This is a genomic window from Methanosarcina sp. MSH10X1 (genome assembly GCF_004099695.1).
In the GTDB taxonomy this organism is placed as follows: domain Archaea; phylum Halobacteriota; class Methanosarcinia; order Methanosarcinales; family Methanosarcinaceae; genus Methanosarcina.
On record NZ_SCHL01000003.1, the window covers coordinates 217,065 to 232,928 of the forward strand.

General features: G+C 40.4%; 10 protein-coding genes. 5 read left to right on the forward strand and 5 right to left on the reverse strand.

All coding sequences use genetic code 11. The features are described from left to right. Window positions 1-178 precede the first annotated feature (178 nt). The gene (locus EQO05_RS04255) at window positions 179-1,315 is read right to left on the reverse strand and encodes a glycosyltransferase family 4 protein (protein WP_164888459.1); all 1,137 of its coding nucleotides are present in this window, start codon (window positions 1,313-1,315) and stop codon (window positions 179-181) included. Window positions 1,316-1,799: 484 nt separating this feature from the next. On the opposite strand from EQO05_RS04255, the gene EQO05_RS04260 reads away from it, so the two are divergent. The 4 genes from EQO05_RS04260 to EQO05_RS16205 all read left to right on the forward strand — a co-directional run bounded on the left by EQO05_RS04260 (window position 1,800) and on the right by EQO05_RS16205 (window position 9,472). After that, the gene (locus EQO05_RS04260) at window positions 1,800-3,899 is read left to right on the forward strand and encodes a hypothetical protein (RefSeq protein ID WP_164888460.1); all 2,100 of its coding nucleotides are present in this window, start codon (window positions 1,800-1,802) and stop codon (window positions 3,897-3,899) included. Window positions 3,900-4,287: 388 nt separating this feature from the next. Beyond that, entirely contained in the window at window positions 4,288-4,800 is a 513-nt protein-coding gene (locus EQO05_RS04265; protein WP_128504079.1) for a VanZ family protein, read from the forward strand. 468 nt (window positions 4,801-5,268) lie between these two features. Further along, window positions 5,269-6,720, forward strand: a complete 1,452-nt coding sequence (locus EQO05_RS04270) for a flippase (protein WP_128504080.1) — start codon at window positions 5,269-5,271, stop codon at window positions 6,718-6,720. A gap of 1,699 nt (window positions 6,721-8,419) precedes the next feature. Then, complete coding sequence (locus EQO05_RS16205) at window positions 8,420-9,472, forward strand: PEF-CTERM sorting domain-containing protein (RefSeq protein WP_370273571.1); 1,053 nt, start codon at window positions 8,420-8,422, stop codon at window positions 9,470-9,472. Between the two features lie 343 nt (window positions 9,473-9,815). On the opposite strand, the gene EQO05_RS04280 is transcribed toward EQO05_RS16205, so the two are convergent. After that, the gene (locus tag EQO05_RS04280; protein WP_128504084.1) at window positions 9,816-10,796 is read right to left on the reverse strand and encodes a glycosyltransferase 4 family protein; all 981 of its coding nucleotides are present in this window, start codon (window positions 10,794-10,796) and stop codon (window positions 9,816-9,818) included. A 378-nt stretch (window positions 10,797-11,174) separates the two neighbouring features. On the opposite strand from EQO05_RS04280, the gene EQO05_RS04285 reads away from it, so the two are divergent. Next, on the forward strand, window positions 11,175-11,684 hold the full coding sequence (locus EQO05_RS04285; RefSeq protein WP_164888461.1) for a VanZ family protein: 510 nt from the start codon (window positions 11,175-11,177) through the stop codon (window positions 11,682-11,684). Window positions 11,685-11,833: 149 nt separating this feature from the next. On the opposite strand, the gene EQO05_RS04290 is transcribed toward EQO05_RS04285, so the two are convergent. From EQO05_RS04290 to EQO05_RS04300, 3 genes are all read right to left on the reverse strand, one after another. Further along, window positions 11,834-12,433 (reverse strand): indolepyruvate oxidoreductase subunit beta, encoded by a 600-nt coding sequence (locus tag EQO05_RS04290; protein WP_128504088.1) that lies wholly within the window; start codon window positions 12,431-12,433, stop codon window positions 11,834-11,836. After that, window positions 12,430-14,232, reverse strand: a complete 1,803-nt coding sequence (iorA, locus tag EQO05_RS04295; RefSeq protein WP_128504090.1) for an indolepyruvate ferredoxin oxidoreductase subunit alpha — start codon at window positions 14,230-14,232, stop codon at window positions 12,430-12,432. The genes EQO05_RS04290 and iorA overlap by 4 nt, the downstream gene beginning before the upstream one ends. A gap of 591 nt (window positions 14,233-14,823) precedes the next feature. Beyond that, complete coding sequence (locus tag EQO05_RS04300) at window positions 14,824-15,627, reverse strand: zeta toxin family protein (protein WP_128504092.1); 804 nt, start codon at window positions 15,625-15,627, stop codon at window positions 14,824-14,826. Window positions 15,628-15,864: the final 237 nt, after the last annotated feature.

Here is a 15,864-nt window from a genome sequence, read left to right on the forward strand (position 1 = left end):
ATAATAAATTTAATTTTTAAAAAACGGTAATTTCATGAAGCTTCCAAATACGGTTAAATATTTTTAGGATATTTAATTCAAAAATTTACAAAACTGGTGTATAACTGAAGATATCAGATGACGATGTTAATTAGAAAGCTGTTATTAGTTAAGTACAGAATTAATCTTTGTCCAGTGATCAAATTCTTTTCTCAAACTCGAGAGTCATTCTCTCAACAACTTTTTCCCATGTAAAATTTTCCACACGTTTTCTTCCTTCAGACCCCATTTTCTCCATTAAGTCTTTGTTTTCCATTAAACAGATGATTTTTTGGGCAAGTTGACCAGGATTGTTTGGTTCTACTAAAAAGCCGGTTTCCCCATTAACTATTATCTCAGGCATTGCACCTGCAGTTGTTCCTATGCATGGTAATTTATATGCCATTGCTTCTAAAAATACCAGCCCAAAAGGCTCTCCTATAGATGGCATAACAAATATTGAAGCATCACTGTAAAGTTTATACTTTTCTGTCTCAGATACAAAGCCCCGAACATCCACACCCTCAATACTGATATCCGGCTTAGATCCAACTATAACTAATTTAGCGTTTTTCATCTGTGTCTTCACAACTTGAAACGCTTCTAGAAGTACAAATCCGCCTTTTCTTTCGAAATCTATACCAACAAATAATATAATATTACTATAATTTTTCTCGATGTTTGGTATGTTACTGAGGTCCACACCACCATATACGGTTACGACTTTGCTTTCATCAACTCCATAGTCACAGATAATTGACTGTCTTGTGTGATTACTGAGTGTAAATACGACATCTGCATTTTGATAAGAGAGCCTTTCCATTTCAAACCATCTATTGCGATCATGGATATTTAGAAATTTGGCCCATTGAGGAATTTCTCTTTCAGACAATTTTATTGTAAAGTCAGTATAGATACATCTAATAGAGTTATTTCTTTTTGATAAGCAAGGAACCCATCCCGTCTGAAGAATAATGTTATAGTCTTCTTTAACGTAGTTCAATGCTTTTTCCGCTGCTTGCGTTCTTTTCAGTACATAGTACATGTTTCGAAATCTGCAAGATGCCACGCTTCGATTGTAAATTTCATTAATCGGATGAATATATTTTCTAAAACCAGGGACTTTTACAAAACAGTACAAAGCGTTATAATATTTCCATATTCCAGAAAGCCTATTGTCAACTACATCAATTAAATTATGTTCTTTGGAAATGGTAGCGAATAGTTTAGCGTTTACCCCAGAAAAGCCTTTTAAACCACCAGAGGTTATTCCTATTATATTACATTTTTTATTCATATTCGTTCTATTAAACTTTATATCCTGTTTCGATTTAAACATTCCCTTTATTTCTTAACTTACTGTAAAATAAAATACTCTCGTCTGATAAATTATTTGCCAATTTTATCATCGAAGTATATATAATACTAATTATCCTGAAAAATCTTCAGTAAGAAGCTTCAATTAAATATTCAATTAAAGTTGCAACTCTACAATGAGCTTACTTACGTCTATCCACTTTTTCACGAAACCTATCGTCAACTATCCTAAATCTTCATTCTTATTTATCTATTTTTATACTGAGTTTGCCAACAAAGTTAAATAATATCTAAAAATATGCAGATAGTTTTTTATTCATGAACTAACTTATGTATATTTAAAAAGGTTGGGATATTAAGGGGGAGTTATGAAATACTTTAAACTTTTTTTTCTTTTTTTTGGAATGACTTTATTATGTAGTTGCGCATGCGCTTCGGTTTCAATTTATACTGGATCGATTATAGTGAAAAATGAATCCAATTATACAGTGCAGAAATTATATGATTATCTCTATCCGACCTACGGGAACTCGATTATATACAACGATAGTCACGGAGTATGGTATACAACAAGAGCCTTAGGATGTGATAATTCAAATTTTTACATTTCTCCTGAGACGGGTGTTGATGAGTTAAGAATGGATACAACGGGCGTAAAATATCTATATAGCACAGTCGCAGGTAGCAACGCAGGATTTATTATTGATAATGTAACGTTTACGGGTTGGAACTCCACCGCTGACGCTCCAATGACAAACGTTTATAATAAAGGAATGGAGATTTATAAAGGACATATAAACAATACAATTTTTCAGAATGTAGGAAGTGTAAAGTTATATAATATTGCTGATCAAATAATTAACAATATTACGTATGTTAACTGTTACGGCCATCTCCTAGTTTATAACGCTAGTAATGTAACAATATCAAATATTACTGTACGAGACTTATATCAACCTACTCATTCATCTGGCTACTCGTTTTGCCTTTCAAACAGTACAAATTGTATAGCTCGAGATGTGATTTTACACAACACAACAAAATATGGTATGGATATCCAATACTGCAATTATACAGAAGCTTATAGATTAGATATCCAAAAAATAGACAGTTACCTTGCTCAAAATACGGGGCGCGAAGGATTTTCAACTGTTTCTTGTAATCATACAACTGTTCACGATATATATATAGATAATACAGGATGGAGTTCTCTCTGTCCAGGCGGTAACTATGGATATTATTATAACTGTACTGTAAGAAACACAGGACATAATAACTTGGACTGTCATAATGTCTTCAATTCATATTTTGACAATCTTACATTAGTAGCCGCCCCAACTGCAAATTATACAAATCCCGCAAACAAAAACACAAATACAATGATATTTACGGCTGGGTATGTTACTTCCCCACATACAACTAATGTAACAGTCAAAAACACAACATGTATTGATGGGCCTGTAGCTATAGACACAGGCGTAGATCATCTTTATTTTGAAAACATTAACTTAACCGGGGAAAACGCTGTGTTCTCAATAAGTGCGGATTATTGTTCTCTGAAAAATATTACCATGATAGGAAATTCAGGAAATGAATCAAAAGCTAAAATCCAAATATGGGCGGGGCACTCTGAAAGTGCTTATAATGTTTCTATAATTGATACATCGTTCTATAGGATAAGCGCACAACAGGGAACTAGAAATAGATTCCTGAATTCTAGATATACAGATGCAACTGTAAACAATCATACAAATTATTATTATCTTGATATCGCCGTAAAAGATGCATCAGGTAACCCACTCGACGGTATAATTACAGCAATAAATACTGTAAGTCCCTCAGATATTTATAGTTCTACAGATGGAAACGCCGAAAATAAAGCATCTTTTAACATAAAATCGGGTAGAATGTATCTCCCGACACAAAGCAGAAACGATTCAGGTGGTATTGCCGACATTTTTTATCTAGGTAGGGCAACAACTAATTTCAATCATAATTTAAGCGTATCAACATCTTCTGGAAATGTACTATTAACAGGAATAGATCCTGATTCTTCATGGTACCGTCCAGATCCCAACATTCCAACCTACACCATCACAGCAATAATTCCTGATTGCTCATCAAACGGTCCTCACATAATAGGCTTTGCACCTAGCACAGAAAATCCATTTGAACCTGGGGAAAAGAAAAACTTCAGAATCTGGACCGATGGAAGCCTAACAGGGTCAAAATGGACTGTTGATGGGGTGAAAGTAGCTGAAGGGACTCTTAATTACACATGGACTGTAAATGAGAGCGTCAGCACAGTCGAGTTTAGTGGTTTGAGTACAGATGGAACTGTTGTCAACCATGTCTGGAACTTCCAGAGCAACAACCACCCTCGATGGGATGTTAATAAAGATTATGCGGTGAATTTCACAGACATAAACCTGATTGCCCAGAACTATGGAATCGTTAAAAAAGCACCTTATCTAGATTGGGACGTAAACCAGAATGGAACAGTTGATCTAGACGACCTTCTCATTACAGAAGATCACTTTGGTGAAAGATACAATAAAAATTAAAAAGACAAAAACATAGTAATCACATTAAATCAAAATTCAAAATGTGACGCAGGCTAAAACCTGCGTCAGAACTAATTTATAGAAACCTTATAAGAAAAACGAACTCTCATATCCACTCACACTTATTCAAAATAACATATAGCTACCTAAATATTTTACAATTTTTGCCTAATTCGTAAATGAGCTACCTGATAATAATTTAAGCCATCCACAGTTTGGTTAGTTTCAATTACTTTGCCTGCCTCAGTCATCTCCATGATATTAATCTTAATATCGCATTCTCGGAATTATAATCTCACATAACGTATGGCTTGTTAAATATATTTTAGTAGAAGTATCCAAAACGAATACTTTAAATCAAGTACTGTCATAAACTCTCATAGATAAAATGTTAAGAGTAAAAAATTCCAGAATATTTGTTCCGGCAACGATCCTATACGCAATCTTTGTTTTTTACCTCTCAGTAACATCAAATATAGGAAATATCAAACATCTTCTGGATAATACCCTGGGTGAAGCAATAATACAGATTCTTACAGCAGCCCACCTGTCCATTATCCTGAAGTTTCTTGTCGGTTCCCTGCATTTCGTTGAAAGGCAATCTCTGGACCCGGGACATATAGGAATTTACTTCGGGCTTGGAGTTTTATTATATTTTATGTTTTTAAGCTCCAGAAATAAAATCCTTGAAAAGCATGCGGCTGCTTTTGCCGTCTTTACTGGCACCAGTTATGGCATCCTGAACGAATTCTTCCAGACTTTTCTTCCCTACCGCACGGCAAGTGTAGCAGATGCGTTCTCAAACATTCTGGGACTTGTGCTCGCGCAAATCTGTGTAATTATATTTGTGCTAGTATTAAGTTCAGTTCAGAATAAGACCGTCGAAGAAGCAGTAAATTAAATAAGAAAACTAAGTTAATTACTTAATTTTTTCACTATCTCAAATGAAAAAATAACCTCATTAATAAAATTCCTAAATTCTGCTTCGGGAACATGGGATATGCTTTACTTGTTTAGCTCGTTCAAGCGGACTGATTTATAGCAAAGACATTTAATTTACCCAAAAAGACTTATTTTACAAGTACACGCGAAAATATTTTTTGTAATTTCCGTATTTTCAATGGATAGAGAAAATAAAATGACTTTCTCTGTGCCCACCATAATTATAGACAAAAAAATGAGTTACATTTAAAACGTGGAGAAAATACCGAATGTTTTTATAATTACTTACCTTATTTTTTTAGAACTTGATATAAATATATCTTATAATTTTCCAGAAAAAGAGAAATGGCAAAAATTATTTACAAACAATATGCTTTAAAGCGATTGAGTTATATTCACCTTTTTTATAAAGATCCCTAAGAGAATTATGCAAATAGCTAAAAAAGTCGCCAGAAACTCAGCTTTTTTGCTTATCAACGGCATTTCATCCAAAATAATCAGCTTTTTTATATTATTGTATATTGCCCGTTATCTCGGTCCTGCTGACTTTGGGAAATATTCCTTTGCTTTTGCATTTATCTACTTTTTTAGCTTCATTCCGGATCTGGGAATACATAAAATTCTGGTGCGTGAAGCCGCGAAAGACCAGAAAATAATGGATAAGCTTATAGGAAACGCTACAGTCGTCAAATCCGTTCTGGCAGTACTTGCTTTTGCATTTTCCTGTTTAATCATAAGCCTTACAGATTATCCGCCTTCCACGAAAAACGCCGTGTATCTTGCAGCGTTCGGCTTGCTGGCAGTAAGCCTTAGCGGGTTTGGCATAGTCTATGAGGTAAAACTGAGGATGGACTACTCCTTATTTTTCAGCGTAACCGGCAGATTATTTTTCCTCATCTCGGTTTTATACCTGACCCGGCATAATGCGAGTTTATACTCATTTATTATCGTATCCGTAGCGGCGGACTTTGTGCATAATATTTTAATGACCGGATTTTCCGGGCGGTTTGTAAAACCCAGGCTCAGAATTGACTACAGCCTGATAAAGCAAATCATGCGAGAAGCCCTGCCAATAGCGGTCTCCACAGTCTTTGTTATGATATATTTCCGGATCGACACGGTTATGCTCTCCTTTCTGACAAACGACACGGATGTAGGGCTCTACAGTGCCGCCTACCGCCTGACTGAGGCTTTGACTTTTATTCCTTCGGTGCTTATGGTCTCGATATATCCGCTAATGTCGAAATATTTCCACGAAAAAAATACAGCTTTCAATTATATTTACACAATGTCGTTCAAGCTGCTTTTTGCTTCGGGCTTGCTGCTTGCAACCGTGATCACATTTCTCTCTGAAAATATTATAGTTGGAATATACGGCTCAGATTACTACGGCTCAATAGCTGCATTACAGGTGCTGATCTGGGCTACTTCGGTAATGTTTGTAAACCAGCTTCTGAGTTCCACATACATTGCAAGCGGAAACCAGAATGTAATGGCTAAAATCTCAGCGTTTGCCGCCCTGTTGAATATCGGGCTGAACCTGGCCTTAATCCCACTTTATAGCTATACCGGCGCCAGTATTGCAACCCTGATCACGGAATTTCTTGTGATGGTTTATGGGATTTACTGGATTGACAGAAAGCTTGTCCATGAAAATTTGTATAAAGAAATAATCTCTCCTTTAATCGGGGTTGGAATAATTTCGGCTTTCATGCTGATATCAAGAGATTATGCAAATATTGTTCCCCTGTCCGCAGTATCGGTTCTAATGTTCGCAGCGATACTCTATAACACGGGCTGGGTTGGTCAGGAGGATATAGCTTTGTTTAAAAAAGTCCTTCCGAAAGGGAGGGATAAAGGAAGTAAATCACTTAAATAAGATATTTTGAGTTAATGCAGCTAAATTATAGTAATTATAAGCCTTATATTGGCTCTCCCATCCTTCCTTTAATCATTTTACACCTCCCCTGCATAAAAATCCCTATAAGGCAGAAAAACGAAGTCAACACATACATCATATAAGTTGCCTGCTTTTCAGCTTTGTAGAAAACCTTTCAAAATGAGCTTCAAGAGGCTAAAACTAAAGTCTCTAACAAAAATACTTTCACTTATTCCATAACCACGGAATACACCGAAAGCATCGACGAACCGTACCCTATTTCCTTTATTCCGCGTTTTCCGTGGTTAACTTTCCACTTGAGATTAGTGAAAAAATTTTGTTTTTCGAAAATAAAAAAATATATCAGGTCATTCAGTTCAAATGAATTAAGATCATTGTTCCATAGGGTTTCTACAGAGCCTGCTTTTCAGTCACAGGATAGTAGTAAGGCAGAACCCATTTCAAAGTAAGCGGATTCGGACCTCTAGGATACGGCGGTCACATCAATAGAAGCGATATGTTAGTGGCAAGCATAAAATAATCAAATGGTGAGACCGAATCAAAGAAGATCATTTTTGACTTCCTTTCTCGTTATTTAAAGTTCCTGCAAATAATGAAATAAATCTTCATAGTGGCACACCAATTTTAAGAAAAGTAATTAATATAGTTATCGAAAGATTTCGCAATAGTACGTTGGACTTTATAAGTTACGTTCTGTGTTGTGTGAGGGATGGAATCTTCCGAAAATATGTTATCCATAATTGGTTTTAATAAAAAATAGTGGATTAAAACATGATAAAAACCTGATGAGGACTTATTGAGTATATTTAAATGATAATATTCAAACAAATACTTTAAATCATGTATATGTCATAAACTCTATGGATAAAATGTTAAGAGTAAAAAATTCCAGAGTTATTGCCCCGGTAACGGTCCTATACGCAATCTCTGTTTTCTACCTGTCAGTAATATCAAACATAGGGGACCTCATACATCTCATAGATAATACCCTGGGCGATTATGTGTAATCATTGTAATCATATTCGTGCTCGTACTAAGTATATCTCAGAACAAGATTATGGAAGAGGCAGCAAATTAAAAGTTATAGAAAAAAGGCAGAGTGACTGAATTGAGAACAATAATTGTAACGTTAATGCTTCTGTTTTCCCTATTCCCCGCTTCGGTTTTAGCTTACGAAGAGCCAATCGATACTGGAAACTACAACGCGACAGCACAAACTGTTCAAACCAATGTCGTGGCAGAGCCTCTTAAAACTCCTGCAATCACCTGGAGCAAACCTGTTGATATAATCTATGGGACAACATTAAACAGTACTCAGTTAAACGCAGTGGCAACAGAGCCAGTAACTAACGCTCCAGTAGCGGGAACTTTTACCTATGCTCCAGTAAGTGAAACCGTACTTAATACAGGCACACAGATATTGCAGGTCGTGTTTACACCCGCTGATACTGCAAAATACAGCACAGTAACACAGACGGTTGAAATCAATGTCCTCAAAGCTACTCCTGTAATCAACTGGAATAACCCTGCTGACATAGTCTACAAAACGCCATTGGGCAACACTCAGTTAGATGCAGTGGCAGCAAATCCAGCAACTAACGCCCCGGTAGAGGGAACTTTTGCCTATACTCCAGCAGATGGGACCGTACTTAAGACAGGTACGCAGATATTGCAGGTTATGTTTACACCCACTGATACTGAAAACTACAGTACAGCAATAAAAGCGGTTCAAATCAATGTCGTGGCAGCGCCTCTTAAAATTCCTGCAATCTCCTGGAATAAACCTGCTGATATAATCTATGGGACAGCATTAAACAGTGCTCAGTTAAATGCAGTGGCAGCAGATCCGGTAACTAACGCTCCAGCAGCGGGAACTTTTACCTATACTCCAGTAAGTGGAACTGTACTCAATACAGGTACACAGACATTGCAGGTCGTGTTTACACCCGTTGATACTGCAACATACAGTACAGCGACACAGGCGGTTCAAATCAATGTCGTAGCCTCATCAATTGATTCTTTGTCAACTGAGCCTTCCCCAATTGTTTCTGCCTCAACCGGCTCTTCATCAACCAGTCCTTCATCAACTGGTTATGTATCAACTGATTCTTCATCAACTGAGTCTTCATCAATTAGTTCTTCCCCAAATGAACCCGCATCAACCAGTCCTTCATCAACTGAATCTTTGCCAGCTGAATCCTCATCAACTAGTCCTTCATCAATTGAGTCATCTCCAATTGTTTCTTCCCCAACCGATTCTCCATCAACCAGTTCACCACGAACCGGTTTTGTATCAACTAGTTCTTCCCCAACTGAATCCTCATCAACCAGTCCTTCGCCAACTGAGTCTTCCCCAGCTGAATCTTTCCCAATTAGTTTTGTATCAACTAGTTCTTCCGCAACTGTCTCTTCATCAACTGATTCTTTATCAACTAGTTCTTCCGCAACTGAATCTTCCTCAACCAGTTCTTCACGAGCTGGTTTTGTATCAACTGAATCTTCAACTACTGAGCCTTCTACAACCGAGTCTTCCCCAACTGAGTCTTCATCAGCTGATTCTTCCCTGACCGGGTCTTCCCCAACTGAGTCTTCACTATATGATCCTTCATTAGTAAGATATGATCCTCTTACAGGGGAGGTCCAAGAAATACCAGAGTTCCCTTCAGTAGCTGTTCCAGTTGTGGCAATACTGGGATTGCTTTTCATTTCACAGCGTAGAAAAGGGAACTAACCATTCTCTTTTCTTTTCGTTCGTTTTTAATTTTTTTGCATTTATTATATCTTATTACGTTTTCCAACTCAGTTCCGATTTATAATTCCTTACATAAAACTGCATCAAAAAACATTTTTTTAAGATTAAAAAAATCTGGTTGTGTCAGCAAGAATTCCAAAATTTCTAATATAAAACACTGATATATAGGGCTGACATAATAAAAAAATCGAGCTCGAAGCGCTCGATTAACATATATAAATCTCAAGATATAATTAGAAAATTATATTTTTAAGCTAATGCAGCTAAATTACAGCTAGTAAAAGAATTATATTGACTTTTTCTCACTTCTACTTTATTCTTATTACATCCTTCCCGGCATAAAAATCCCTATCAAACAGAAAACCGACGTCAGCGCATACATTGCATAGGTTGCCTGTTTTTCAGTCATGGGGTAGTAGTAAGGCAGAACCCATTTCAGGGTAAGGGGGTTCGGGACTTCGAGAATGCCGTCTCCCCTGTCCCTTCCGAATTTGGCGACAGGGTATTTTCGGATTTTCCAGTAGACATACAGCAGAAAGTTGACCGTGTGCGGGATAAGCATGACAAACCCGCTTATGACAAACCCCTGGATAACAATAATGGCTCCTATCGCAGCCCCTACCGTAAGGGAGCCGACATTGCCCCAGAAAATCTTTGAGGGGTTTCGGTCGTAGATGTAAAACCCGATCGTGGCGCCGGTAATGGCTGCAATCGAGATTATATTCTGGACATCGTGTGCGAGCGCGGATTTTATAATAAGGGAAAGGAGGACGATTACGGACAGCCCGGAGGCAAGCCCGTTGTACCCGGAATGCATATTGACAAGGTTTGAGGCAACCAGCACGTAGGTCGGGATAACGAACTGGAAGTAAATTATCCCGAGATAGATATAACCGACTTCGGGAATGGAAAGCGAGGTATGGCCCGTGTACTGGATAAGGGGATAAGAACAGTAATACATGATGAGCAGCTTGGAAACCCTGCCGATGTTGATCATGTCGTCGAGCACCCCGAAGAGCCCGAAAAGCGCAATCACAATCATGGCTACGTAATTTGTGGGCGTGAACCTGAAAAAAAGCGAGTTCAGCGACAGCGAAAGCATGGCAATGAGCAGGATCGCAATTCCGCCCCGGTCGGCTACGAATGGAACATCTTTTTTATAGAAGTCCTTTGCTACTATCCCGTTCTTATGCAATTCTTTTATAAAAGAAGGCATAAATACCGCAGTCACAACCAGGGGAAACCCGATATTGGTGGCGAGCATAAAATTTTCAAATGCTGAGACTGAACCAAAAAATACCATTTTTCACTGTCCTTATCGTTAGTTAAAGTTCTTGCAAATACGAAGCAAACTTTCATATCCGGCACACCCATTTTAAAAAAAGTAATAAATATAGTTATCGAAATATTTCACAATAGTACGGTGGGAATTCGTAAAGTTTGTATTTATTTTGAAATGGAATAAAATTCCGGACTTATGCGGCGCTCAATACAGCACATATTACAAACATACCGCAAACATGCCGCAAACACACCAGCAAAACATACCAGCAAACACACCAGCAAAACATACCGCAAACACACCAGCAAAACATACCAGCAAAACATACCAAATATATTTAGTAGAAGTATTCAAAACAAATACTTTAAATCAGGTATTGTCGTAAACCTCATGGATAAAATGTTAAGAGTAAAAAGTTCCAGAGTTTTCGTCCCGGCTACGATCCTGTATGCAATCTTTGTTTTCTACCTGTCAGTCACCTCAAATATAGGAAACCTCAAACATCTCATAGATGACACCCTGGGTGCAGCAGCAATAAGCCTTCTTACCGAAGCTCACCTCTCTATTATCCTGAAATTTCTTGTAGGTTCCCTGCACTTTGTTGAAAGGCAATCTCTGGATCCGGGACACATCGGAATATACTTCGGGCTTGGGGTTTTACTGTATTTCGTATTTTTAAGCTCAAGAAGAAAAACCCTGGAAAAATATTCAGCTGTCTTTGCCATACTTACCGGCACCTCATACGGAATCCTGAACGAGTTCTTCCAGACATTTCTTCCCTACCGCACGGCAAGCGTGACAGACGCCTTCTCGAACCTGCTTGGGCTCTTACTTGCGCAAATCTGTGTAATCGTATTCGTGCTCGCGTTAAGCGCAGTCCGGAGCAAAACAATAGAAGAAGCAAACTGAAGTTAAAGAAAATTAAAGTTGAATAAGCCAGAAAAAGAATTAAAAATAAGCCAGAAAAAAGAATTAAAAGTTAAAGAAAGTAGAAATAAAAGTTAAAGAAAGTAGAAGTAAAACGCAGGCTTCTACCTTTTAGCATGTATTTTAACTTATCAGCTTTCCTCTACCTTTTGCCTTCCCGCTTCAAAAGCCCTCAGGTTCACTTCGATTGTTTTCTGCGGTACAAGGGCTTTAACGCTCTCAAGCAGGGTTTCTTTCGAAATCGGCAGGTAGCCTGAGACTGCCCCTACCATGACAACATTCATTGCAAGCCTGCTCCCTGCCTCAAACGCCAGCTCATCAGCATTGAAGGCTTTGACTATGTATTTCTCGGAAAGGGCGTCAAGAATGTCCCGGACCTCAGGATATTTCACCTGCCCCGAGGTAACCGTTACAGGTAACACGGGCTGGGTATTTACTATGATAACTCCGCCGTCCTTCAGGAAATCCAGGTACCTTACGGCTTCCATCGGCTCAAGGGCAAGCATAAGGTCTGCACCTTTTTTCGGGATCATGGACCCGTAGGTTTCCCCGACCCGGATATGGTTTACAACCGAACCTCCGCGCTGTGCCATGCCGTGGGTTTCCGCAGCCCGGATTGGGAGCCCTGCGACAACGGCAGCTTTTCCGATAATGTCCGAGGCAAGGATTGCTCCCTGCCCTCCTACTCCCGTAATAAGCAGGTCGAATTTCTTTTGCTCAGCCTGGTTCATCGCTTCACCTCCTGGATAGCTTCAAACTTGCAGATCTGGGCGCAGACCCCGCACCCGCTGCAGAGAGCCGTAATCACAGCACATTTGTTTTCCTCGTCAAACTCAATTGCAGGGCAGCCGAACTTTATACACTGTTTGCAGCCCTCACACTTTTCAGGGTCAACAATGTATGGGACCCGGCGTATGCCTGCCCTTTTCCCTGAAATCACGCAGGGCTGCCTGGCAATAACCACAGCTGTACCCTCAAATTCCTTTGCGGCTTTAAAAGCTTCCTGGATTTCTTCAAGCCTGTACGGATCGACAACGGAAACAAATCCTGCGCCCATTGCTTTGCAGAGTTCGGCGAGCGAGACCTGGACGGTTGGCTCTCCTGTTACCGTAAACCCGACGCCCGGATTCGGCTGGTGCCCGGTCATGGCTGTAATGCGGTTGTCAAGGATTGTAACCGTGATATTTGCCTTATTGACAATCGCGTTCAGGAGCGAGTTCATGCCTGTGTGGAAAAAGGTCGAATCCCCTATGGAACAGCAGATCGGGCGCTTTTCCCCTGCATGGTAAAGCCCTGAGCCAATACTGATGCTTGAGCCCATGCAGAGCGTGGTCTCGACCGTACCGCTCTGGATCCCCAGGGTATAACAGCCGATATCGCTCGGATAAATCGCGTCTTTTCCAAAGACTTTTTTCATGGAATAGAAGGTCGCCCTGTGCGAACAGCCTGCACAGAGGGCAGGCGGGCGGGGAGCAAGCTCAAGTTCCGTGCCCGGAGATTCGGGTTCTGATTCGAGGTCGAAGGTTTTCTTAAGAGCTTCAAGGAAAGCACTTACGTCCAGTTCCCCTTCCCTTGGCACAAACCCGTTAGCTTTCCCGAGCACCGAGACCGCAAGCCCTGCTTCCTGTGCGATCATCCTTACCTGTTCTTCAACTACAGGCTCAAGTTCTTCGAACACAAGCACGGCATCCACGGTTTCAAGCAGCTCAAGAATGAGCCGTCCTGGAACCGGGTAAGTTCCTATCTTAAGGAAAGAAGCTTCAATTCCAAGCTCAACAAGCGCCTCTTTTGCATACACTGCCGCAATGCCTGCACCTATTACTCCCAGTTTTGCATCGGGTTTAAGTTCAAGGGAATTCCAGGGAGATTCGGCAAGGGCGTCCTCAATAGGTTGCTGGATGGAGAGGAGATGGGTATGGCGTGAGCGGGCGTTCTTCGGAAGCATGACCCAGCGGTCCAGAAGTTTTTCAAAATGAGGAGCCGGTTTTTCCACCGGGATCTCTCCGAGCTCGATATCCGATTTCCCGTGCGAGATCCGGGTCGTGGGCCTGAAGATTACAGGGACTTCAAATTTTTCAGAAAACTCGAAAGCATAGGGAAGCATATCCTTGGCTTCCTGAGGGGTTGAGGGATCAAAACAGGGCACAAGGGCAAACCGGGCATAGCGCCGCGTATCCTGTTCATTCTGGGAGGAATGGCAGGACGGGTCATCGGCAACGATTGCAATCAGCCCTCCTTTCGTCCCTGCATACGCAAGCGTCATAAAGGGATCGGCTGCAACGTTTAACCCGACATGTTTCATCGTCACAACCGAGCGGACGCCTGCCCAGGCAGCTCCGACTGCAACTTCCATTGCAACCTTTTCATTAACCGACCATTCTATATGGTAATCACGGGCTTCCCGGCACGCAAGCGTATCTATAATCTCCGATGAGGGGGTTCCGGGATAGCCTGCAATAACCTGCACGCCGCCTTCAAGAAGCCCGCGGGCGATTGCCACGTTTCCAAGCATGTACTCACGCATTGTCATAATTCTTGTCTCCAGCACTTAAACAGGAAAATTTCTGTCAAGATAACAGATTAAATATATTTTTACTCGTTTGCTTCAGTGGTTAAGCATTCCTCTTGATCAATGCCAGCAAACTTGAAGTTTATTAAGATTTGAAGTTCAATGAGATTTGAAGTTCAGTAAGGACAGTCCGGCAACTAGACCTGCCGTCCGAAACCAGGTAAACTTTTGCATTATTGAAATAACACGATCAATAATATACTTTCGGATAAGTGCTCTGATGTTTCCTTCTTTTGCGATCAGTTAACGGGTAGGAAAAATGAGAAGCAATCAAGTTTATACTTTTGACAAAACGGAAAATATAAAGGGTCCTGAAAAAACGAGCGCATTCACCTTCCTCAGGTGATCAGGGGGGAAGAAGCAGAAACCATAAACGAACTTGCCAGACTGCCGGGTCGCGGTCAAGCCCGTGCCTTAAACGGCCTAAAATCTGGGAGTGTTCAGGATTGGATCGCCGCCAGTAAAGGACTTATAAAAAAGGGGCGTAGCGGAACCAGAAAAGGTTCGCTTACTGCCCTGTTCATGGATGAGTAACTCAATTTTACCGGAAATTCACATTCTTCCCAGGAATTCTGCAAGCTTTTTTATTTCATCCAGTTCGAAATCAAGTTCTTTGCCTTTCAGGGATGCTTTAAAGATCTCTCTTTTTTCGGGGATTTCAGCCACAACATTCACGCAGTTCACCGATGCCAGCATTTCTTCCCTGATATCCGGTTCAACCTTATTAAGCACAAAATAAACTTTGCACCCGCACTGGGCACCAAATTCATCGAATTTCTTTGAGAGCCTGAGGGATTCGTAGGAAGGGTCTACAACCACGAGAATGAGGTCAAAGTCCTTATCAACCCCGCGCCCGAAATGCTCGGTGCCGGCTTCCGTATCCACGATTACGATATCGTCTTTCCCGAGATCCAGGTTTTCAAGAAACTCCCTGGTCAGAACTCCCATTGGGCAGGCGCATCCCTCCCCATAATTATGGATCTTGCCAACCGCCATCAGCCTGACTCCGTCCTTTTCTTCAACAAATTCCGGAGGGAGGTCGGAAAAACTCCACCTATTCTTAAAAAACCGGGACTGTTGTTGTGCCGGCTGCCCCGCAGTACCCCCATTTGCTGCAAGCCCCCAGAACTGGGTGGTTTTCGGAGCAGTTTTCTGCTTTTCTTTAAAACCTTTCTTTCCTCCGAAATACTCCATAAGGTCCCGTGGAGCTGCCATTCCTAACTGGCTGTGCAGCCCGTAATTGGACTCATCAATGTCAAGCACAAGCACGTTTTTAGTTTTTGCCATTTCCTTTGCCAGGAGAGCCGAAATCGTACTTTTTCCGCTTCCTCCTTTCCCGCAGACTGCTATTCTCATATCCGATTCACCTAACCCAGTAATTTATCCTGCTAAATTAAAAATACTTTCTTTAAACATTTTCTGAGCAGTAGGGTCAAAAAAGAGATATCAGGAAAGATAAGGAGAAAAGACGGAAAGAAAGAGATATAAGAAAAACCTGTCAAACTTCGAATAGTTACATAGAATCGTGACAGCAAAATAACGGATGGAAAGCGATAGGACAAAAGTCAGGAATTAGATACCAGACATTGAAAA